We start from the raw sequence: 24,695 nt of genomic DNA, 5'->3' as shown, positions 1-24,695 counted from the left end.
TTTTGATGAATTAAGCAAAGCAAATAGGTGTATAAGGAAAAAAAGGCTGATGGATATCAGCCTTTTTTAATGCTATTAATTCTATTTTTTGGTATAGGTAGGTTTTGTTGGGTCAGTAAAATCAAGAACAAATGAATACGTTCCAGCCGTTGTAACTAAATTAGCTCCACCTGAGTCAAGAATACCATCTCCGCCGTCATCACCATAATTTACATCCCAATCATTATTGGCTCTAAATTTGTATTCACCATCAATAAGCGTTACATCATTTAAAATCCAAATATCATCAAAAGGCCTAGACCAATCCCTATTAAATTGAGCATCTGGAGTTGCTCCCCATTCGTTATATGCGCCTCCTACTAGTCCCCAAACATAGTCTATTGGTTCTAATGTATAAGTCATATCATTTAAGTTAACAGTAGCAATGTATATTCCAGCAGTTACTACAATATTAGCGCCACCTTCATCTAAAGTTCCATCAACTCCATCATCTCCCCAATTGGTTCCCCAATCGTTATTCATTCTAAACTTCATCTCACCGTCAATTAGGGTTACAATACCTCTAAATACATCTGAATATTGATCATAATCTAACATGAAATCAGGTGTTGCTCCCCAATCATTATAGGCACCTCCAACAATACCTAAAGAGAAAGGTTCAATAGTGTATGTTAATGTGTTCAAGTCCATAGTGATTTTGTAAGAACCTGCGGTTACAGGAATGTTTGCTCCGCCCTCTTCTAAGGTGCCATCAGCGCCATTATCTCCGTAATTAATATTTGGTGCATCCCAACTATTATTTTGTCTGAATTTAATTTCACCATCAATAAGGTTTACATAAGCCGCTAATACGCCTTCAGTTTCCGTTGTAAAGAATGGCAAATCAGGAGTTGCTCCCCAATCATTTGCACCTGATCCTACAACGCCCCATGGTGTAGATAAGTCTAAAGACGTCATATAGGTAGACACAGTGATTTTAATTGGATCAGAGATTCGTTCTAATACACTACCTGTTGATATGTCTGTAATGGTTGCTGCTAATCTCATGTCAAGATCACCTGTTGTATCAGGTTCAATACCACTTTGAATGGCAGCTGCATTTAATTGAGCATGTGTTAAATCAATAGTACTTAGGTTTCTTATGTTTCCAGCTTCAATAGGTAAGGCAAAATCAGTACCAGCTAAAGCGGTTTCAACAACATATTCTATATCCATATCTAATGATGAATCCAATATTGGATCTGTCCACGTTACAGATGTTGCAAGATCATTATTATTGTCAATTGAAAGCACAAAAGAAGAACCATCAGTAGGGGTAGTAATTACAGGAGCATTAACCGGATAGGTTGTTGCAAGCATTAATATACTATTCGAAACCGTTCCGTTAGCTAAAACCCTCATGTAAACAGGGATGTCTTTAAACGTTTCTACACCTGTATTAACAATGGCATTATTAAATTCAGATACAGTCATAGTAAAACTATTTGTTTCTGAAGTTCCAATAGTACTGGCTGCTCCAAAATCAGATGCTGTATCCATTTCAATATTATAAGTCCCACCTTCAGTAAGATCGTCATTCCAAGAAATAGTAAATGCTGGATTATCTGGTAAGGAGAAATTTAAAAATACGGTGCTAATACCTGGTTGTTGCAATGTTAATGCAGGGTCAGGAGACGTTAGATTTAACGTTTCTTCATTTTCACAGGCCGTAAATACTAAAGCTAGTGAAAGAAAAAGAAAGCTTAATTTTTTTATAAATGTATTCATTTTAATTTTCTTTATTTTGATTATAAATTCAACGGAATCATGATATAACGACCAGATAATGTGTTAAACCAGACTTCGTAATCATCTTCCACTACAACAGGAATACTTCCGCCTTCTTGAGCAACTCCAGAAAATGCAGTAGAACTTCCCCAAGTTGAACCCGTGTTAGTCAGAAATTGTAATTCTCCAGGTACTAATCTTATACTAGGAATATTCCAGATGTGTGCATCAAAAGTTGACTGTGTCATGGCAGTAGTTTCAGAGGCAGCACCTTGAATACTCATGCTTGTAAACTCTGTAGCTCCAGAAGCATCATAAGCTTCGGTAGTATATTTCTTAGTAGAAATATTAAAAGTAAATTCGTAGTAACCGCTTGCTGCAACTCCAAAACGACCTGGATCACTTCCTTGAGTTCCTGGGTTACCCGCTATTTCACCACTGGTTTTAGGATCATCGCTACCTTCATCATCTGTAACACCCCACTGTGGTTGCCATAAACCTCTTTCTTCCAGAACTTTCCACCTTCCATTACCATAATCGCCATCATCATTACTGAAATATGCAGTATAGTAATATAAGCTTGGGTTATCACTATCTCTAAACAAAGCTGGGTTATTGTCATTGTTATTCCAACCTGGAGCAGTGCCATTCCCTACTAAATAGTAATCATCAAATGGATAATTAAAGTAAGGATAAACCATGAAACTAATACTGTTTGAATCTACTGGTAAACCGTCCTGAGTTCCAAGAGAGGAAGTTATTCTTGCGTATATAGTACTCCAGTCGAAAGCAGGAGCCCCCACAGAACCCGCGGCAGAATTTAGTTCTCCTACAGATAAGGTTGCTGTATTGTTTCCACTAATGGTTGTGGCGATTACCGTATTTGTAAAATCGGCGTCAAATGAAATTTCAACATTGTATCTAACGGCCGCAGGTTGCCCATAGTCGGCCCTAGACCAATTAAAGGTTACTGCAGGATTGTTAGTGTTAACAGGGTCCAGTTCTATTTCCGATATTGTCAACTCTGACAATTGCACAGGCGATGTTTCGTTAGCAACAAACTTGTCAGAATCATCGTCACAGGAACTAACGAGCACAAATAAGCATACCGTTAGCATTAAAATTGATATGTTTTTCAAATATTTCATTGTTTATCTTGTTTTAGTACCCATCGTTTTGAGTAAGGTTAGGGTTTGCTGCTATACTGCTTTCAGGAATTGGGTATACATCGAAATCGCTAGGAATGGCTATGCCGTTACTTCCGTTTCCTTTCCAAGCCCAGTTATAATTTCCTCCGGTATATCTTTTATATCTAATTAAATCTTGTCTTCTGTGCGCTTCCCAGTGCAACTCCCTTGAACGCTCATCAAGAATGAAATCTAAGGCTAAATCCCCAGAAGATATTGTGTTAGGGTTATTGGCTCTTGTTCTTAAGGCATTTATATAATCAACAGCCGTTGATAAAGAACCGCCTCCACCTCTTAAATGAGCCTCGGCATACATTAGGTATACATCGGCTAATCTGTATAAAGGGAAATCGGTATCTACAAATGTTTTGTCCGCACCAAAATCTCCTGTTGAAGTAGCGTTAGAATACTTTTGGATAATATAGCCTGAATCTTTGTTCGAAATATCATCAATGTCAATATTTCGTTCTCCACTAATAATTGTGTTACGATCATCGCTGTCAAATGCAGCTCCCCACAGTTCTGCAAACTGTTTTCTAACTCTTAGGGCGCCACCCCAGCCGCTATCTCCAACTCCAACTTCAGCTCCATTTATTTCTAAGCTCCCCACAGATCCATTAATCATAACGGTTGTTGGGCCATAGTTTTGAGTGGTTACACCATCCGAAACAATTGGAAAGATAATTTCATTTACAGCAGAATTTGTATTGTTATCTGCCATAAAGTTGTGCAAGTAGTTAGAAGCTAAAATATAGCCGCCTCCAATAATTTTTTCACAATAGCTAATACAATCATCATATCTATCTTTATCAGCAGAATTATCATCTTGCAGATAAACTTCAGCATTTAAATAGATTTTTGCTAAAATCATATATGCTACAGATTTATCTGCTCTTCCGTATTCATTTTGCCTTGAAGAGATTAAATCAGCGTCAATATCCTTTAATTCAGACTCTATAAAAGAAAATAATTGGCTTCTTTCATAAACCTCTGGCTGAGAATTCAAGGGAGTGTTTTCATCAGTAAAGTTTGCTTTTCCAAATAGATCCATCAAATAGTAGAAGGCCATTGCTCGCATTAACCTAGCTTCAGCTCTATAAGCAACAATATCATTTCTTGTTGATTCGGAAACACCTCGGCTGTCTAAAGCTTCATCAGTCGTTTCTCTTAAAAAGTTATTTGCTAATGCTACTGATAGGTGAGCTCTACTGAACATTCCTAATAATAAAGGGTTTTGAGCAGTCCAAATGTTTCTTTGAATTTCTCTGGTACCTGGATCGTTTTCATAAGACCAGATCATTTGATCTGCCGCGAGTGTTTGTGTATAAAGTAATACACGACCAAATTGACTGGTACCTGCATCAATATTCTTTAAGTTTGAGCTTTCTGCACCATCGGTTCCAGTTAGGGCAAGGTTAGCATAAATACCACCCAGTACTCGTTTGTATGACGACTCATCTTTAAATAAGTCTTCGCTTAAAATGGTTTGGTCATCTTTTGGTGTGATATTTAAATCATCAGTACATGATGATAATGATACCATTACTAAAAGATAGATGAAACCAAGTGTTTTTTGTATATTAAATTTTGCTTTCATAGTTAATTTTTTAAAATTTAAAGTTAGCTCCAACAAGAACCGTTCTTGGTCTTGGATATACAACGTTGTCAATACCTTGAGTTAACGTTAAATCAGAATCGTTATCTGTAACTTCAGGATCTAAACCACTGTAGTTTGTAATAGTGAATACGTTTTGAACACCTCCCCATATTCTAATACTACTTAAGCTTTTAGTAATATCGCTAAACGTATAACCTAGCGTAAGGTTATCCATTCTTAAGAATGATGCGTTTTCAACGTAAATATCAGATATAATCACATCTGCAGTTCTTTTGAATTGTGTTTCGAGTACAGATTTAGGAATATTACCTAAAACAGCATTATCTTGTAGTAATTCGTATTGTGCTTTTGAAGATTTCACATTGTTGTAAACATAGTTTCCTAAATTGGCTCTTAAGTTAAAGGCAAAATCGAAATTTTTATAATATAAGCTCGATTGAAATCCGAAGTTAGCGTTAGCTCCAGGATTTTCTTTAACATAACGATCCTCGTCATTGATAACGTTGTCTCCATTTAAATCGGCATAAGCGCCTTCAATAGGGTTTCCAGAATTATCATATAATTGCTTGAATACATAGAAAGAGTTTGGTGCCTCACCTTGACGATGAATCTGAATGTTGTTTCCAGTTCCTCCCGCGATACCACCAGTTCTAACATCTTGTCCAAGAGCTAATTCCTTCATCTCTCTCTTCAAGAATGTGGCATTAAAATTAAAGTTAAGCGTTAAATCTTCTTTTTTAATAACATCAGCATTCAAGGCGAATTCAACACCTTGAATATTAAGTTTTCCAATGTTTTGAATCACACTATTAGAAAAGTTAGTACCATCTGCAACAGCGGCTTCAAATAAAAGATCGTCAGAATTTTTATTGAAGTAGTTTAAAGATCCTGATAGTTTGTTATCAAATAACCCGTAATCAACACCAACTTCGAAGGTTGTAGTTTCCTCCCATTTTAAATCTGGATTAATCTCTGAGGCAATTAGTGATGAAATTACATTATTGCCAAATTGATATTGCGAATCTGCTCTACCAGCTCTATATCTGTTAAGAAAAATGTCTTTTTGGGAAATAGATTGTTGTCCGGTGATACCATAACTTGCTCTAAGCTTCAGGTTAGAAATCGTATTGGAATCTTTTAAGAAATCTTCTTCGCTCATATTCCATGCAACGGCTGCAGCAGGAAAGTTACCCCACTGATTGTCTTTGCTAAATCGAGAAGTTCCATCACGTCTGTAAGTGAATGTTACCAAATACTTGTCTAAGAAAGTTGCATTGGCTCTTGCAAAAAATCCTATCAATACAACATCAGGATCGGCATAAACATCATCAACGCTTAACGGATCACGAGTGTTCCTACCATTGATGCCATTATTTTCGAATTTCTGATATGAATAACCAGCGGTAAGTTCACCAGTAAAGGTGTCAAAGTCTTTTTTATAGTTTAGGTAACCATCTAACAAAGCATTTGTCCTTTTTTGATTGTTCTCTTTATAAGACCCTTTAAATAATTGATCTGTATCTGTTGTAGGTACTAACCTATCTGAAATATCATAACCTTTAGATTTCGTTTCATCAATACCTAAATTAACAACAGCTTTTAATTCTGGTAAAAAATGGAATTTATAGTCAAAATTTAAATTACCATAAAACCTGTTAGCATCCCCAGTATTATTACGCTGCATAAGTGAGGCGAATGGATTAGTTGTTCCATTCGCAACAATGTTGTTTTCTCTGTCGATGATATGTTGGTAATATCCTCCAAAAGGTGAAGATGGGTCGTATATGGGTTTTGTTGGATCGTATCTCATTGCCGCTCCAATTTGACCAGCATCAGCAAATCTGTTGTCTTCAAATGCTAAATTTGCATTAAGGCTAATTTTTAAATGATCGTCTAACATAGAAGGGTTTAAGGCCAGACTTAAATTTCTTCTGTTAAACTCTGAGGTTTTTAAAGCACCTTGTTGGTCGGTATAACCAAAAGAAAATCTTGCAGGTACTGCATTAAATAAGGCGCCTTGCATAGAGGCGTTATATTGTGTAGAGACTGTATTTCTAAAAATTTGATCCTGCCAATCCGTGCTAATTGTATCATCAATTGTACCGTCAGGACGTCTGAAATTCAGCAAGACGTTATCAGGATCAAGGGTTGTTCCAGGTTCAAGAGGTTGAGATGCAATCAGTGCTCTATACTCATCTCCGTTAAATACGTCAATATCGTCAGTTAAGCTACCAAAACTTACCTGAGCATCAAAAGTGGCACTAAAACTAGACTTACCTTTTTTGGTCACAATAATAATAACCCCGTTTGATGCTCTAGAGCCATAAATAGCAGTTGCAGAAGCATCTTTTAAAACAGAGAACGAGTCAATATCGTTTGGATTGATAGAGGCTAAAACACCTCTAGATCCAGTTACTCCATCATTAGAAATTGGTAAGCCATCAATAATAATTAAAGGATCATTTGACCCATTAATGGATGATCCACCTCGAATTCGAATTTGAGTTCCAGAACCTGGAGCTCCACTAGTATTTACGGTAACACCAGAAACACGACCACTAATTAAATTTTCAGCAGTAACAATGTTACCTTTAGTAAAGTCTTCTTGTGTAATAGATTCTACAGAGCCGGTGGCATCCTTTTTAGTTGTAGAACCATAACCAATAATAACAATCTCATCAAGTTGAGCAGTATCTTCAGTTAGTTCAACGTTTAATGAACTTTGTCCTGTATACGTTATTTCTATTTGTTGGTAACCAACATAAGAAAAAACTAAAACATCGCCTTCATTGGCTTCAATGACATAGTTTCCATCAAAATCTGTTGCCGTGCCGTTAGTTGTTTCTTTTACAATAACGTTAACCCCTGGCAACGGAATAGATGTGCCTTGTTCAGTAACTGTTCCTTTAATGCTTGTTTGACCAAACATAAAGACCGGCAGAGCCAGCATAAAAAACAGAATACTTTTAGTAGTTGTTTTCATATAATTAGTTTAATTTAAAATGTTTTAATTAGTTCTTTATATTTTCACTCCTCGGGTCAAACTTATGTAAAGAAATTGTAAACAAGTAATTTCATATTACGAAATTCTTAGCGAAAACGTTTTCGTGTTGACAACTTTTCGGTTTTTTGTTTATATTTTGAAAAAAACGCATTTTAAAATCGTACTGGAATATTGTAGTTTCTTTTTTAAACAGTTTGAAATTGTGGTTTTTTGAAGTAACTTAACCATCTTTAAACTCCAGTTTTACGCGTACTGTTCTTCGCAATAGAAGATTAACAGTTTATTAGAAGTACTAACTGAAATTATTAGGTCTTTATAAATGAAAAGAAAAATTACTTTAAAGCAAATTGCAAGGGAATTAGATGTGTCGATATCCACAGTTTCTAAGGCTTTAAGCAACAGTAAAGAAATTAGTGAAGATACGACGCAAAAAATACAGGCCTTTGCTAAGCTATATAATTACAGGCCTAACAATATTGCACTTAGTTTGAAGAATAGAAAAACTAAGACTATTGGAATATTAATTCCTGAAATTGTACATCATTTTTTCTCAACAGTTATAAGGGGTATAGAGCGTGTAGCTAATAGGCGTGGGTATAACGTAATTGTTGGTCTTTCCAATGAGTCCTTTACAAAAGAGATTATCAATATGGAACTGTTGGCCAATGGTAGTATTGATGGGTTTATTCTTTCCATTTCTAAAGAAACACTACTAAAGCAAGATTACCATCATTTCAATGCGACTATTAATCAAGGTATTCCTATTGTAATGTTTGACAGAGTTGTGAGCGAAGTTGATTGTGATAAGGTAATTGTTGATGATTTTAAAGGTGCGGTGAAAGCCGTTGAAATGCTTATTGAAAAGACATGCAAGAATATTGCCCTTATTACTACCATGGATTATGTTAGTGTTGGTAGACTAAGAACACAAGGGTATCTTGAAGCTTTAGAATCCCATAAATATGTGCCCGATTCAAACTTAATTCTTAAGATAGATGATAGCTTGGATGTTGAGAATCATTTAGAGATTTTAGAAACTGAAATAGCGCACTTTTTTAAATCAAACCCAAATATTGATGGGGTTTTTGCTGTAAATGAACTTTATGCAGTTACAGCAATGAAGGTGGCTAGAAAGATAGGCTTGAGTATTCCCGAAGATATTCAAGTTATTGGGTTTACTGATGGGGTGCTCTCAAAACATGCTACACCTAGTCTAACAACAGTAAGTCAGCATGGGCAAAAAATTGGTGAGCAATCTGCAAATTTATTGATTGATAGATTGGAAGCTGAGGACGCTGAAAGTGAGCAATACTTTACTAATAACGAGCAAAAACGTGATTTTATAAAGATGGTGATTGAGACCGAAATTATTGAAAGAGATTCTACTAAATAGTTTCGTAGCAGAATTTTACAATTAGGAATATTAAAATTCTTTTATATCTTTGATTCGAAATCAAAACTTATATTTTCACTTCTCACAATAAGTTTTGATAAGTAATACCTATTTAGTTATATGCTAAAAGGTATATAGTCGCTTATCAAATAGTATTAATTTAAAAGTACTATTTAATGGAAAAGCGTATATTAAGTTTCTGGCAAATTTGGAACATGAGTTTCGGGTTTCTGGGAATCCAAATGGGGTTTGCCCTTCAAAATGCCAACGCAAGCAGAATACTTCAAATTTTTGGAGCTGATGTTCATGAACTTTCCTGGTTCTGGATAATTGCACCTTTAATGGGGTTGATTGTTCAGCCAATTATAGGACATTATAGTGATAAAACCTGGAGCAAATTCGGGAGGCGTAAACCATATTTTCTTGTGGGAGCAATATTGGCTTCTATTGGTTTAGTGCTTATGCCACAAGCCGATATTTTTATTGCGTTCCTTCCAGCACTTTGGGTTGGGGCGGGAATGTTAATGATTATGGATGCTTCCTTTAATGTTGCTATGGAACCGTTTAGAGCTTTAGTTGGTGATAATCTTAGAACAGACCAAAGAACATTAGGATTTAGTGTGCAAACTGCACTTATTGGTTTTGGAGCTGTCATAGGGTCGTGGCTTCCGTATGCATTAGCTAATTGGTTCGGTGTATCTAATGAAACTATTCAGGGTACCGTTCCGTTTAATTTGGTGTTATCTTTTATTATTGGAGCCATTATTTTAATAGTTTCCATTTTAGTAACGGTTACAACCACTAAAGAATATTCTCCTGACGAATTAGCAAGTTTTGAGGATGAGCAAGCCCATTCTGAAGTGATAAAAAAAGAAGGCGAAGAAGAAAAATCAAGCCTACTGGATATTTTTGAAGATTTTAAGAAAATGCCAGAAACCATGCGTCAATTAAGTTGGGTGCAATTCTTTTCTTGGTTTGGTCTTTTTGGGATGTGGGTGTTTGCAACACCTGCGATAGCTCAGCATACTTTTGGCTTATCACACGCAGATAGTAGTAGTTCTAGTTATCAAGATGCCGGTGATTGGGTAGGTATTCTTTTTGGAGTATATAATCTCGTTTCTGCGTTTTATGCTTTTGCATTGCCACATATAGCAAAGAAAATTGGGCGTAAAAAAACACATTCTATATCACTTATTATAGGTGGTTTAGGCTTATTGTCTATTTACGTTATGCCAGATAAGAATTGGCTTATCCTTTCCATGATTGGTATCGGAATTGCTTGGGCAAGTATTTTGGCAATGCCATATGCTATTTTGGCCGGCTCTATTTCACCCAAAAAAATGGGTGTTTATATGGGGATTTTTAATTTCTTCATTGTAATTCCACAAATAATCAATGCTTTAATTGGCGGCCCACTTGTAAAATATGCTTATGGTAACGAAGCCATATTTGCATTGGTAATGAGTGGGGTTAGTTTTTTAATCGCTGCATCTTTAGTATTCAAAGTGAAAGATGTTGACGATGTAATTCAATCATAATTTAATGAATAATATAGGAGTTATATTCGATTTAGACGGGGTTATAGTAGACACCGCAAAGTATCATTTTTTGGCATGGAAAAACCTTGCTGATAATTTAGGTTTCGAGTTTACCGAAACGCATAACGAATTACTTAAAGGCGTAAGTCGCGTGCGGTCTTTAGAAATTCTGCTTGATATTGGAAATGTAAAACTTTCGGAAGAAAAAAAGGAAGACCTTTTAATCAGTAAAAATAAAGATTACTTAGGTTATATAACAAAAATGGGTCCTGAGGAAATTTTGCCAGGAGCAAGCAAGCTTCTAAATGTTTTGGACGATTTAGGGATAGCCTATGTGTTAGGTTCAGCAAGTAAGAATGCACCATTAATTTTAGAACAAGTCAATCTATTTGAAAGATTTGCAGGTATTGTGGATGGAAATAGCGTTTCTAAAGCCAAACCAGACCCTGAAGTGTTTTTAATTGGTGCAGAAAAACTCCATTTAAAACCAGAAAATTGTATTGTTTTTGAAGATGCTATTGCTGGCGTAGAAGCCGCAAATATCGCAAATATGATTTCAATCGGGATTGGAGATGCGAAAACACTTCATGAAGCCGATTTTAATTTTAACAATTTAACTGAAATACCAGAAGATTTCTTTACAAAAGTTATTTCAGAAAAAATATTGAAGAATAATGAATCAAGATTATATAAAACCAAATAATTGGTCTATCATAGAGGAAGGTTTTGATGCAAAACAAGTAAAGTCTTCCGAAAGCTTATTTAGCTTAGGAAACGGAGCCATGGGGCAACGTGCCAATTTTGAAGAACAGTATTCAGGAGATACGTTTCAAGGAAGTTATATTGCAGGGGTTTACTATCCTGATAAAACTAGAGTGGGTTGGTGGAAAAACGGCTATCCGGAATACTTTGCCAAAGTATTGAACGCACCAAATTGGATAGGAATTAACGTTTTAGTAAATGGTGAATCATTAGATTTATGTACTTGTAAATCCGTAGACGGTTTTAAACGAGAGCTTAACATGCAGGAGGGTTGGTTGTCTAGATATTTTAAAGCAACGCTCCAAAATGGTATTCAAGTTGAGGTTTCTGCAAAGCGTTTTTTAAGCTTAGATTTAGATGAATTAGGTGCTATTCAATACAAGGTCGTACCACTGAATAATGATGCTGAAATTATTTTTCAACCTTATTTGGATTCTGGAATTACCAATGAAGATACTAATTGGGATGATAAATTTTGGGATACTTTAAATGTAAGACACAAAAATCATCAGGCTTTTATTGAAGCTAAGACTATGAAAACAGATTTTCATATCTGTACATTTATGGAATCTAAAGTTTTTATAAATGGCAAAACAGTATTAATCGAACCTCATATAAAAGCCGATGCCACCTATGCTTCTTTTAGTTATGCGCATCCTGTAAAGAAAGGCGAAAGCTATACTATAGAAAAGTATGGAGGCTATGTTGTAGATACTAATCATGATAAAAAACAATTAGTAGCAGCATCAAAAAAAGTGCTAAAGACGGCACTCAAAAAAGGCTTCAATTTGTTGCTTAATGACCAAAAACAAGCGTGGGCTAAAATTTGGGATATGGCTGATATTACCATTGATGGAGATGTAAAAGCGCAACAAGGTATTCGTTTTAATATTTTTCAATTAAACCAAACTTATTTAGGTAAAGATTCTAGACTAAATATTGGGCCAAAAGGTTTTACAGGTGAAAAATATGGAGGAAGCACTTACTGGGATACAGAAGCTTATTGCATACCGTTTTACATGGCAACAAAAGACCAGAAAGTAGCAAGAACACTTTTAGAATACCGTTATAATCATTTAGATAAAGCTATTGAAAATGCTCAAAAATTGGGCTTTAAAAATGGAGCAGCTTTATTCCCTATGGTGACCATGAATGGTGAAGAATGCCATAACGAATGGGAAATTACTTTTGAAGAAATTCATAGAAATGGAGCTGTCGCTTTTGCTATTTATAACTATTGTAGATATACCGGAGATTATAGTTATGTCCCAGAAAAGGGACTAGAAGTTTTAATTGGAATTGCCCGTTTTTGGCAAGAGCGTGCCACGTTTTCATCTGATAAAAACCAATATGTTATCCTTGGTGTAACTGGTCCTAATGAATATGAGAACAACGTTAATAACAATTGGTATACGAACTATTTGGCTAAATGGTGTATCAATTATACGTTGGAGCAAATCGAAAAAGTGGAGTCTGATTTTGCTTCAGATTTTTCTAGAATAGCTAAAAAAGTGAAGCTTTCTAAAAAAGAACTAGCGCTTTGGAAAGCCGTTGCTGATAATATGTATTTCCCTTATTCCGAAAAGAATCAGGTGTATTTACAACAAGATGGCTTTTTAGATAAAGAATTAATTTCGGTTGAAAATTTATTAAAATCAGAAAGACCAATAAATCAAAAATGGAGTTGGGATAGAATTTTGCGTTCTCCCTATATTAAACAAGCTGATATTCTTCAAGGGTTTTATCTTTTTGAGGACCAATTTTCAAACGAAGAATTAGAACGTCATTTTGATTTTTATGAGCCTTTTACAGTGCATGAAAGCTCTTTGTCGCCTTGTGTTCATAGTATTCAGGCAGCAAAATTAAATAGAATGGAGCAAGCTTATACGTTCTATTTGCGTACTTCAAGGCTAGACCTAGATGATTATAATCATGAAGTACATGAAGGTTTACATATTACTTCGATGGCAGGAACTTGGATGAGTATTGTTGAAGGTTTTGGAGGTATGCGTGTTACAGATAATAAACTCTCTTTTACACCAAAAATTCCTAAACAATGGAATGGCTTTTCATTTAAGGTGAACTTTAGAAATCATATTTTAAAGATTAGCATCACGCAAGAGGAGGTGATTTTTGAAATGATAAGCGGTAATGATTTTGAAATTCTTGTAAATAATAAAGCATTAATGCTTAAAAATAAGGAACTCAAAGCGGTGATTTAAAAACTATTTAATATAAAAATTAGAAAGATGAAATTTCAATATATATTAAGTTTAGCGGTATACCTGTCGCTTTTTAGCTTTATACGTGCACAAGAATTGATTTCTCCCGATGGGGAATTAATCATGAGTTTTTCATTGAAAAACAATGGCATGCCTACCTATCAATTGTCCTATAAAAATCAGGAAGTTATTAAGGAAAGTCATTTAGGTTTAGAATTAAAACACGATGAAAAATCTTTATTGAATGACTTCACAATTTTAAGTACTGAGAATTTAACTTTTGATGAGACCTGGATTCCAGTTTGGGGTGAGGAAAAAGAAATTAGAAATCATTATAATGAGTTGGCAGTTAGTTTAAAACAAGAAGAAACAGATAGAATAATGTTAATTCGTTTTAGACTGTTTAATGAAGGTTTAGGGTTTCGATATGAATTCCCTTCCCAAGAGAATTTGGTGTATTTTGTTATTAAAGATGAGAAATCGCAGTTTGCTATGACGGGAGACCATACGGCTTTTTGGATCCCAGGAGATTATGATACTCAAGAATACGATTATACTAAATCGAAATTATCCGAAATAAGTCAAAATTTTGATAAGGCATATAGCGATAACGCGTCTCAGGAACAGTTTTCAAAAACGGGTGTACAGACGGCTTTAATGATGAAAACAGATGAAGGCTTATTCATTAATTTACATGAAGCCGCATTAATCAATTATTCATGTATGCATCTTAATTTAGATGATAAGACTATGGTTTTTGAATCTTGGTTAACCCCAGATGTCAATGGAGATAAAGGGTATATGCAAGCACCTTGCAATTCGCCATGGAGAACTATTATGGTAAGTGATGATGCTCGTGATATTCTAGCATCAAAAATGACTTTAAATCTAAACGAACCTTGCGTTATAGAAGATACATCTTGGATAAAGCCTGTTAAATATATTGGGGTTTGGTGGGAGATGATTACAGGAAAAGGTTCTTGGGCGTATACAGATGATGTGCCTTCGGTTCAATTGGGAGTAACAGACTTTTCCAAAGTAAAACCAAGTGCTAAACATTCTGCTAACAATACCAAAGTAAAGCGTTATATCGATTTTGCTTCAGAACATGGTTTTGATGGGGTTTTAGTTGAAGGTTGGAATGAAGGCTGGGAAGATTGGTTCGGAAAATCAAAAGATTATGTGTTTGATTTTGTTACGCCATATCCTGATTTTGATGTTGAAGCTATTCATGAATATGCCAAATCAAAAGGCGTAAAAATGATAATGCATCATGAAACTTCTGGCTCTACCAGAAATTACGAGCGCCATATGGATAAGGCTTATCAATTTATGAAAGACCATGGGTACGACGCCGTAAAAAGTGGTTATGTTGGTAATATTTTACCAAGAGGCGAACATCATTATAGTCAATGGATAGTCAATCATTACCAATATGCTATTGAAAAAGCAGCTGAATATGAGGTTATGGTTAATGCGCATGAAGCTGTTAGACCAACAGGAATTTGTAGAACCTACCCTAATTTAATTGGAAACGAATCGGCAAGAGGAACAGAGTTTCAGGCTTTTGGTGGTTCAAAGCCAAATCATGTTACAGTATTACCGTTTACAAGGTTAATTGGAGGTCCAATGGATTATACACCAGGGATTTTTGAAATGGATATTAGTAAGTTAAATCCTGATAACAACTCACATGTAAATAGTACCCTTGCCAATCAATTGGCATTATATGTTACTATGTATAGTCCGTTACAAATGGCAGCCGATTTGCCTGAGCATTACGAGCAATTCTTAGATGCTTTTCAGTTTATTAAAGATGTGGCAATCGATTGGGATGAAAGTTTGTATTTAGAAGCAGAACCTGGGGATTACATTACTGTTGCTCGAAAGGAAAAAGGTGAAAATAATTGGTTTGTTGGTAATGTTAATGGAACTACATCAAGAACATCCAATATAAAATTAGATTTTCTCGAAAAAGGTAAAAAATATACGGCTACTATTTATGCCGATGCCAAGGATGCACATTATAAAACCAATCCTCAAGCCTATACCATAAAGACAAAAAAAGTGACAAGTAAGTCCAAACTAAACTTAACATCAGCCTCTGGTGGTGGGTATGCTATTAGTATAAAGGAAATTAAATAAAACAATTGCTATGAGAGTTTGTTTAGGAAATCAAAAAGAAGTAAAGCAATCTATTTTGGTTGGGATAATTTTCGTATTTGCTTTAAATTTATCTTGTAAAAAACAAAGTGATATGAATCAGGCTGAATCTGAAAGTGCATCAGCTATAGTAGAGGAAAACGATATTAACCGTGTTGAACCTCTAAATTGGTGGGTAGGTTTTAAAAACCAAACACTTCAGCTTTTAGTGCATCATCCCAAAATTTCTGAAAGAACTCCTGAAATTTCCTATGCTGGAGTATCCATAGTAAAGGTAAATAAAGCAGATAGTCCAAATTACTTATTTATAGATTTAAAAATAGAAGGAACTACGAAAGCAGGAAAATTTAATATCATTTTTAAAAAGGAAGCAGAGGACAACTTAGTCCAAACTTATGAATTGAAATCACGAGTAAAGCCAGCCGAAGATTACATTGGTTTTGATAGCAGTGATGCTATTTATTTAATAACTCCTGATAGATTCGCAAATGGTAATCCTGGAAACGATGTTGTTGAAACTCTTAATGAGAAAACCATTGATAGGTCTGATAACTATGCCCGTCATGGAGGGGATATTGAAGGAATCATTAATCATTTAAATTATATTGAAGATTTAGGGTTTACAGCAATATGGCCTTGTCCGCTGCTTACCAATGATATGCCTCAAGGATCATATCATGGGTATGCTATGACCGACTTTTATGAAATTGACCCGCGTTTTGGAACCATAGAGGATTACAAAAGTTTATCTTTTAAAATGTCTAAAAAAGGCATGAAGCTTATTATGGATCAAGTCGCAAACCACTGTGGAGTTGAGCATTGGTGGATAAAGGATTTGCCTTTTAAAGACTGGATAAATCATCAGGCACATTATGAAGATAATATTGATAATTGGGATGGAAGCAAAAGTATCACTACAAATCACAGACGTACCACAAATCAAGATATATATGCCTCTGAAATTGATAAAAAGAATATGAGTGAAGGCTGGTTTGTTTCGGCAATGCCAGATTTAAATCAACGAAATCCGTTTATGGCTAAATACACCATTCAAAATAGTATTTGGTGGATTGAAACTGCCGATCTGGGAGGTATTCGTCAGGATACTTATCCATACCCAGATAAAGATTTTATGAGTCGTTGGGCTGGTGAAATTATGAATGAATATCCGAATTTTAGTATTGTTGGAGAAGAATGGACAAGTAACCCCCTATTAATTGCCTATTGGCAACAAGGAAACCCTAATAAAGATGGTTATAATTCAAACTTGAAATCTCCGATGGATTTTGCGATCCAAGAAAAAATAGTAAGCGGACTTAATGAAGATGAAACTTGGGGTACCGGCTTAATTGAAATTTATAGAGCTTTGGCAAACGATTTCACTTATGTAAAACCAAAAGATATCATGGTTTTTCCTGATAATCATGATATGAGTCGGATTTTTACACAACTAAAAGGAGATGTGGTAAATACAAAAATGGCTTTGGGTTATATATTGACTTTACCTAGAATTCCACAAATTTATTATGGAACAGAAATTTTAATGCACGACTTTGATAAACCTGGAGACCATGGACTAATTCGTACAGATTTTCCTGGAGGTTGGGAAGGCGATGCTATTAATGCGTTTACAGGTGAAGGATTACAGGATAATCAAAAAGACATGCAGTTATACCTTAAAAAGGTACTGAATTACAGAAAGCAAAGTAAGGCTATTCATAACGGGAAAACGATTCATTTTGCTCCTATAAATGGTGTTTATGTTCTGTTTAGAGTTTCTGAAGACGAAACTGTGGTTCATATAATTAATAAAAATGAAGAGCCGATCGAAATAGATTTAAACAGGTTTGAAGAAATGGGTTTAAAAGGAAAAGCGATTAAAAACATTATTACGGATTATCAATTTTTTTGGGGAGATAATATCACTCTTAAAGAAAAAGGAAGCACAATTTTAACTACTAAAATATAAGTATGAAACAGTTGCTGTTAATTTGTGTTTTTATGGTGTTCATTGCTTGCAAAAATGAATCGCATAAAACAATTTCTCAAGAGATAAAGGTAGAAGATAAAAAGCTTTTTAAAAATTATCCAGAAGCACGGTTGTCTAATGGTAAATTAATGCGATTTGATAGTTTGCCGTCGAAATATGTTACGTCCAGACCTGTTGATGTTTGGTTACCAGAAAATTATTCAAATGAGAAAAAGTATGCAGTTTTGTACATGCATGACGGTCAAATGTTATTTGACTCTACATCCACTTGGAATAAGCAAGAATGGAAGGTCGATGAATGGTCTTCAAAATTGATGCATAAAGGTGAAACAGTTGATTTTATTGTTGTGGCTATTCATAATATAAAGGCGGAAAGATGGCAAGATTTATTTCCACAAAAAGCTTTCAATTGTCTGTCTGAAGCAGAAAAAACCAAAATTAATCAACAAAAGAATCATATTAAAGAAGGGAATAAACTTAATGGTGATAATTATTTAAAATTCTTAGTTGAAGAATTAAAACCTATAGTAGATACCGAATTTTCGGTTTATAAAAATAAAAAAAACACCTTTGTTATGGGGTCAAGTATGGGAGGCTTAATGAGTATGTATGCCATTTGTGAATACCCGGAAGTGTTTAGTGGTGCAGCATGTATTTCAACGCACTGGCCTGGAGCTGGCCCGGTTGAAGATAACCCGCTTCCATGGGCTATTTTTAAATATATGGAGACTAACCTGCCACAGAGTAAAACCCATAAAATCTATTTTGACTATGGTACAGAAACTCTTGATGCTTATTACCCACAATATGCACCAAAAGTTGACGAAATTATGATTTCAAAAGGTTATCATGAGGATCGTTTTAAAAACTTGAAATTTGAAGGAACTAATCATTCTGAAAATGCTTGGAATAAGCGGTTAGGTATTCCTTTAGTTTTCTTATTGAAAGAATAATAAATGAAATTAATAAAACACATTTTTATTGTATTAATGGTCGTTGGTCTTAGTTGTGAAGAAGAAAAAAAGGTGGTTGTAAGAACTTCAGAAGGCGTTAAAACAACTAAGAAGAAAATGGTAGTTTATCAGGTATTTACGCGATTGTTTGGAAATACAAATACAATAAATAAAGCTTGGGGAACCATTGAGGAAAATGGTGTTGGGAAATTCAATGATTTTACCGAGACAGCTTTAAAAGAAATAAAAGACTTGGGAGTTAGTCATATTTGGTATACAGGTATTCTTCATCATGCTGTTATAAATGATTATACTAAATATGGTATTTCAAATGATGACCCAGATGTAGTGAAGGGGCGTGCCGGTTCTCCATATGCTGTTAAAGATTATTACAATGTGAACCCGGATTTGGCGGTGAATGTCGATAACAGGTTAGTAGAATTTCAAGCACTTATAAAACGAACGCATAGAATTGGGTTAAAAGTGATTATCGATATTGTGCCAAATCATGTGGCTAGGAATTATAAAAGTATTTCTAAGCCAAAAGGGGTGAAAGATTTTGGTGAAGAGGATGATGTTTCTCTCGCATATCATGTAAATAATAACTTTTATTACAACCCAGAGGAGGCTTTTAAAGTTCCAGTTTGGAAAGACGGCTATTTACCTCTAGGAGGAGAACAGGCTATTCTTCAAGATGACGTTTTTCCTGAACAACCAGCAAAATGGACGGGGAATGGTTCTAGGTTGTCTCAACCTGATATGAATGATTGGTACGAAACTGTAAAAGTGAATTATGGGGTGTCTCCTGATGGGAAAAAGGGTTTTGATGAACTTCCGGAAAGATTTCAAAATGAAAATTACAAGAACCACTTTAAATTTTGGAAGGACAAAAAGGTTCCTAATTCTTGGATTAAATTTAGAGATATTGCCTTGTATTGGTTGGATATGGGTATTGATGGTTTTCGTTACGATATGGCAGAAATGGTACCTGTTGAGTTTTGGAGTTTTATGAACTCATCTATTAAAATGCAGAATCCTGAAGCTTTTTTATTAGCTGAAGTTTACAATCCATCACTCTACCGAGATTATATCAGAAAAGGAAAAATGGATTATCTGTATGATAAGGTGCAGCTATACGATACCATTAAAAGTGTAATGCAAGGCAAAGGTAAAACTGACAATATCCCGCCAATTCTTGACGATTTAAAGGATATCGAGCATCACATGCTACATTTTTTAGAAAACCATGATGAGCAACGTTTGGCGAGCCCAGGTTTTGCTGGAAATGCGGACAAAGGAAAACCTGCTATGGTGGTTTCTGCAACTTCTTCAACATCTCCAACTATGGTGTATTTTGGACAGGAAGTTGGTGAAGATGGTTCTGAAGATGCTGGATTTGGTGCGCCAACCAGAACATCTATTTTTGATTATGTAGGTATCCCTGCTTATCAACGTTGGGTAAATAACAAACAATTTGATGGCGGTCAGTTAACAGACAGCGAGAAAGCTTTGAGAGATTTTTATAAGCGATTATTAAATTTCTCTTTAAATAGTTCTGCTTTAGTCGGAGACTATCAAGATATTCATGAATACAATCGAGAGCATACTGAAAATTATAACGATAAAGTATTGTCGTTTGTTCGCTGGAGTGATAAAGAACGCCTCATAATCGTTTCAAATTTTGATGATGAAAAAGGATATGAGCTTGAGTTAAAAATCCCCGAGAACGTCATTAGAAAATGGGCGTTAGGAAATAAATCATTTAAAGTTGTAGACCAATTATATCATGATTTTAACGGCAATTTGCAAATTGAAAAAGGAACCGGAACGATCAGATTAAAATTAGGAGTACTAGAGTCTTTTATCTTAAAAATTCAATAAGTCATGAAGTACGTATTGGTTCTATTAATATGCATGGTTTTTTTTAACTGTGAGAATAAAAAAGAAAATTCAATAGAAAAGTCCAAGGTGCCTTTTGTTTGGGAAGGTGCGAACATTTATTTCTTGTTAACAGATAGGTTTAATAATGGAGATGCTTCCAATGATGTTAATTTCGAAAGAAATAATAAAACAGGAAAGCTTCGGGGGTTTAAAGGAGGTGATATTAAGGGTGTTGCTCAGAAAATAAAAGAAGGTTACTTTACATATTTAGGAATCAATGCCATTTGGATGACACCAATTGTAGAGCAAAATCATGGCGGTACAGACGAGGGAACGGGTTTAACATATGGATTTCACGGGTATTGGACAAGAGATTGGACTGCGATAGATCCAAATTTTGGAACAAAAGAGGATTTGGCTGAGTTAGTTGAAATTGCCCACAAACATGGAATTAGAATCTTGTTAGATGCAGTAATAAACCATACAGGCCCAGTGACGCCCAAAGATACTGCATGGCCAAATGAATGGGTTCGCACAACGCCCCAATGCGATTATAAAACTTATGAAAATACTATTACCTGTACCTTGGTAAAAAACCTTCCAGATATTAAAACAGAAAGTAATGATGTGGTAGAATTACCTGAACAACTTATTAATAAGTGGAAATCTGAGGGCAGATATAAACAAGAAATAGTAGAGCTAGATGCTTTTTTCAAGAGAACAAGGCATCCGCGAGCACCTCGTTTTTACATCATGAAATGGCTTACTGATTATATAACAGAATTTGGAATTGACGGCTATCGAGTGGATACGGTTAAGCATGTAGAAGAAAATGTATGGCAAGAATTTAAAAAAGAATGTGATTTTGCATTTACTGAATTTAAAAAAAGTAATCCCGAAAAAGTTCTTGATGATAACAATTTCTATTTAGTAGGTGAAGTCTATAATTACGGAATCTCTGCTTCTAAAGCATTTGATTTTGGAGATAAAAAAGTCAACTATTTTGATAACGCTTTTAATGGACTTATCAATTTTGAAATGAAGTGGAATGCGGCGCAATTACAAACCGAAGAGTTATTTGCAAAATATTCATATATATTAAATTCAGATTTAAAAGGATACGGTGTTTTAAATTATTTAAGTTCTCATGATGATGGGCAACCTTTTGATGCTAAAAGAGAAAAGTCTTTTGAGACGGCAACTAAATTGTTACTATGTCCAGGAACTTCTCAAGTATATTATGGCGATGAATCTGCTCGTTCTTTGGTTATTGAAAATACAGTAGGTGATGCCACATTGCGTTCTTTTATGAACTGGAGTGACATTCAAAATGAAGAAAAAACACAAAGTATCTTAAGACATTGGCAGAAACTAGGCAGGTTTAGGGCGAGTCATCCCGCAATAGGGGCTGGATCTCATAAATTGGTTTCAAACATCCCTTATGTGTTTGTTCGGAGGTATTCTAAGGATAATTTTAAGGATGAGGTACTTGTGGGTTTAAATTTACCAGCGGGTGTAAAAACAATAGATGTGTCTCAGGTATTTAAAAATGGTGATCAAATTCGTGATGCATATTCAGATGTAAATACTACTGTTGAGAAAGGAACAGCAACGATAGATTCTCCTTATAATATACTGCTGTTAGAAACTTTTTAAGAATACACTTCACTTATTTTTTTGAAATAACGGGCGAATAAACTCGTACTAGGTTAAGTAGACTTTTTTCTTGAAAAATAACCTTCGAAATATGGGTTGCTTTTTGTAACATTTTGGTTGTTATGAAGTCTTATTAATACCGACTAAATCAATAATTTGTAAATTTGTATTTTAAGGATAGTCATATGATGGATATTAATGATAACATTGATTCGCCGTTAGAGCTTAAAATAAGCTTTAATAAACTTTTAGAGAAGTATGAAGCTTTAGCTAAAAGTGATGATGAATTTGCAGTTAATAGAGCAAAATATGTTCTGCAAATTGCTGAGAAATACCCAGAATTACGTGATGGATTTAGCGAGATTTCTATTCTTGAGACTAGAAAGCACGAGATAAAAAGTATTTTACAGGATTCATTTAGTCCTCTTTTAACGAAGAATGAGATAAAAACAGCTTCCGTCCCTTTTCACAATTTTACATTTAATTCTTCAGAGCGTTTTAATTCTATTCTTAAAACTGCTGGTGATGGATTTGAATTACAGATGAAGAACATGCCTCAGGATGATGTTTATATCATAGCCTGTACCATTATCTTGAATTTTTGTTATGGTTTTAATTTAAGTTTTAAAAGACCTTTTTATTATGAAATTCCTGATGAAAATGGTATTTTAAGGTTTTACAAAATACTATATAATGCGGATTTTTGTGAAATAGTTCCTAAAGAAAATGCTAAAGAAATTACTCAAGCCGATTATGATGAGTTGCTTGATAATTTTGAAAACATTGAACTTTGGAAAGAAAAATTCCCTCCCAACAGTTACGATTTCAAAGGTTTTGTAATATCAAATATTTTTGATGTAACGGACGATCAATCCATATCAAATATTAAAACCACCCTTATAGGAGAGGAAAAGAGAAAGGATGAAGATTTCATGGGAGAATTCCATGATATTTTTAGATCTCTTTTTGGTATCAACGACATTAAGGTTGGTTTTTCTATATATAATGAAGATGAGGACGTTTTTGAACGGGTGTACGGTGCAGGAATGCAAAGTTTCCTTCTCGGAGAATTGGAGAGTAAAACCTGCGGAGATGCTTTGTGCAAATGGTCTTATAAAAGGTTATTAACCGAAAATAAATATTTTTCAGTATCTGATGTGGATCGAGTGTATTTAGAAGGAAATGCATGTGCGCCCCATATAAAAAGTTTGTATAATCAAGGTATTAAGAGTGCTATTTTTGCCCCTATAGCTGATGAAAATGGATTGATGGGGATTATTGAAATTGTTTCAAATCAGGCAAAGGTGCTTAATAGTATAAATGCTAATAAATTAATAGATGTTATGCCGTTTATTGTGTCGGCAGTGCAACGTTCTAAAAGCGAAGAGGAAAATTTAATTGAAGCTATAATACAGCAGGAATGTACTGCGGTACACCCAAGTGTTAAATGGCGTTTTGCTAAAGAAGCTAAAAATTTTATAAAAGCAGGTCTTAATGGAGAAAAACCTAGTTTTAAGAAAATAGCATTCGATGACATTTATCCACTATATGGGCAGATTGACATTAAAGGGTCTTCAGAGGCCAGAAATAGAGCTACAAAACTAGATTTAACACTGCAGTTAAGTGCAGCTAGAACGTTATTTGAAAAAGCTTCACAAATAAACGATTTGCCCATATTTGAACAACTTGTTTATCAGATAAATGATTACTTAGAAGATATAAATAAGAATTTTCAAGTAGATAGTGAACAACAAATTTCGTCGTTTTTAGAAGAAGATATCGAACCAGTGTTTAAGCATGTGAGATCGTCTTATGCCTTAAAAGACGAAATTGATGCGTATTTTGAACGCATCGACAAAAAAGGGAATACCTTTTATTTACATAGAAAGGACTACGATGATACCATAGCTAAAATAAATAGAGAAATGGCGTCGCTTTTAGATGAAAAACAAGTTGATGCTCAGGCTATGTACCCTCACTTTTTTGAACGTTTCAAAACGGATGGTGTTGAGCATAACATGTATATTGGAGAATCTATTACTAAAGAAGATAGCTTTAATCCAATATTCTTATACAACTTAAGGTTATGGCAGCTTCAGGTCATGTGTGAAATGGAAAATGCTTATTATCAAAAGCAATCTGAATTTCCGATACAACTTGATGTAGCCTCCATGATTTTAGTTTTTAATCAACCTCTATCTATTAGTTTCAGAATGGATGAAAAACAGTTTGATGTTGATGGTACATATAATGCACGGTATGAAATTGTTAAAAAACGTGTAGATAAAGCTTTTATTAAGGGTACTAAGAAAAGAGTAACCGAGAAAGGTAAGATTACTATAGTTTATTCGCAAAAACACGATGAAAGAGAGTATTTAGGATACATTAAATTTTTGCAATCTAAACATTATTTAGATACTGATATTGAGATTGTAGAGTTACAGGATTTACAGGCTGTTACAGGACTTAAAGCTATTCGTGTAAGTGTGCTTTATCACAAAACTGAAGATGATAAAGATTTCTATACTTATGATGATTTAATGAAGGAAATTAAAGTGTAA

Annotated in this window: 14 protein-coding genes; 10 read left to right on the top strand and 4 right to left on the bottom strand. The window is 34.6% G+C overall.

The features are described from left to right. Positions 1–81: 81 nt before the first annotated feature. Genes Q0857_RS00930 through Q0857_RS00915 form a run of 4 tightly spaced genes read right to left on the bottom strand, consistent with a single transcriptional unit; the run spans position 82 to position 7,555 of the window. Complete coding sequence (locus Q0857_RS00930) at positions 82–1,767, bottom strand: SusE domain-containing protein (protein WP_298530809.1); 1,686 nt, start codon at positions 1,765–1,767, stop codon at positions 82–84. Between the two features lie 20 nt (positions 1,768–1,787). Next, positions 1,788–2,915 (bottom strand): SusE domain-containing protein, encoded by a 1,128-nt coding sequence (locus tag Q0857_RS00925; protein ID WP_298530807.1) that lies wholly within the window; start codon positions 2,913–2,915, stop codon positions 1,788–1,790. Positions 2,916–2,928: 13 nt separating this feature from the next. Further along, the gene (locus tag Q0857_RS00920; RefSeq protein WP_298530805.1) at positions 2,929–4,551 is read right to left on the bottom strand and encodes a RagB/SusD family nutrient uptake outer membrane protein; all 1,623 of its coding nucleotides are present in this window, start codon (positions 4,549–4,551) and stop codon (positions 2,929–2,931) included. A gap of 10 nt (positions 4,552–4,561) precedes the next feature. Beyond that, positions 4,562–7,555 (bottom strand): TonB-dependent receptor, encoded by a 2,994-nt coding sequence (locus tag Q0857_RS00915; RefSeq protein WP_298530803.1) that lies wholly within the window; start codon positions 7,553–7,555, stop codon positions 4,562–4,564. Between the two features lie 340 nt (positions 7,556–7,895). Here Q0857_RS00915 and Q0857_RS00910 point away from each other — a divergent pair, with 340 nt between their 5' ends. From Q0857_RS00910 to Q0857_RS00865, 10 genes are all read left to right on the top strand, one after another. Further along, the gene (locus tag Q0857_RS00910) at positions 7,896–8,969 is read left to right on the top strand and encodes a LacI family DNA-binding transcriptional regulator (protein WP_298530801.1); all 1,074 of its coding nucleotides are present in this window, start codon (positions 7,896–7,898) and stop codon (positions 8,967–8,969) included. A 176-nt stretch (positions 8,970–9,145) separates the two neighbouring features. Further along, positions 9,146–10,507 carry an MFS transporter gene (locus tag Q0857_RS00905; RefSeq protein ID WP_298530800.1) on the top strand — a complete coding sequence of 454 codons (1,362 nt, stop codon included), beginning with the start codon at positions 9,146–9,148 and terminating at the stop codon, positions 10,505–10,507. Between the two features lie 4 nt (positions 10,508–10,511). After that, the gene (pgmB, locus tag Q0857_RS00900) at positions 10,512–11,210 is read left to right on the top strand and encodes a beta-phosphoglucomutase (protein WP_298530799.1); all 699 of its coding nucleotides are present in this window, start codon (positions 10,512–10,514) and stop codon (positions 11,208–11,210) included. Further along, on the top strand, positions 11,182–13,491 hold the full coding sequence (locus Q0857_RS00895; protein WP_298530797.1) for a glycoside hydrolase family 65 protein: 2,310 nt from the start codon (positions 11,182–11,184) through the stop codon (positions 13,489–13,491). The genes pgmB and Q0857_RS00895 overlap by 29 nt, the downstream gene beginning before the upstream one ends. Before the next feature lie 27 nt (positions 13,492–13,518). Further along, positions 13,519–15,636, top strand: coding sequence for a glycoside hydrolase family 97 protein (locus tag Q0857_RS00890; protein WP_298530795.1), 2,118 nt, complete (start codon positions 13,519–13,521; stop codon positions 15,634–15,636). Positions 15,637–15,646: 10 nt separating this feature from the next. After that, positions 15,647–17,623 carry a glycoside hydrolase family 13 protein gene (locus tag Q0857_RS00885; protein ID WP_298530794.1) on the top strand — a complete coding sequence of 659 codons (1,977 nt, stop codon included), beginning with the start codon at positions 15,647–15,649 and terminating at the stop codon, positions 17,621–17,623. Positions 17,624–17,625: 2 nt separating this feature from the next. Beyond that, a complete protein-coding gene (locus Q0857_RS00880) occupies positions 17,626–18,597 on the top strand; it encodes an alpha/beta hydrolase-fold protein (RefSeq protein WP_298530793.1) in 972 nt (323 codons plus the stop codon). Between the two features lie 3 nt (positions 18,598–18,600). Next, positions 18,601–20,478, top strand: coding sequence for an alpha-amylase family glycosyl hydrolase (locus Q0857_RS00875; RefSeq protein ID WP_298530792.1), 1,878 nt, complete (start codon positions 18,601–18,603; stop codon positions 20,476–20,478). Positions 20,479–20,481: 3 nt separating this feature from the next. Continuing rightward, positions 20,482–22,134, top strand: a complete 1,653-nt coding sequence (locus tag Q0857_RS00870) for an alpha-amylase family glycosyl hydrolase (protein ID WP_298530791.1) — start codon at positions 20,482–20,484, stop codon at positions 22,132–22,134. A 188-nt stretch (positions 22,135–22,322) separates the two neighbouring features. Further along, positions 22,323–24,695 (top strand): GAF domain-containing protein, encoded by a 2,373-nt coding sequence (locus Q0857_RS00865; protein ID WP_298532140.1) that lies wholly within the window; start codon positions 22,323–22,325, stop codon positions 24,693–24,695.

It is taken from the genome of uncultured Algibacter sp., assembly GCF_947495925.1.
Lineage (GTDB): Bacteria > Bacteroidota > Bacteroidia > Flavobacteriales > Flavobacteriaceae > Algibacter_E.
This window is presented reverse-complemented; position numbering and strand designations above follow the sequence as displayed.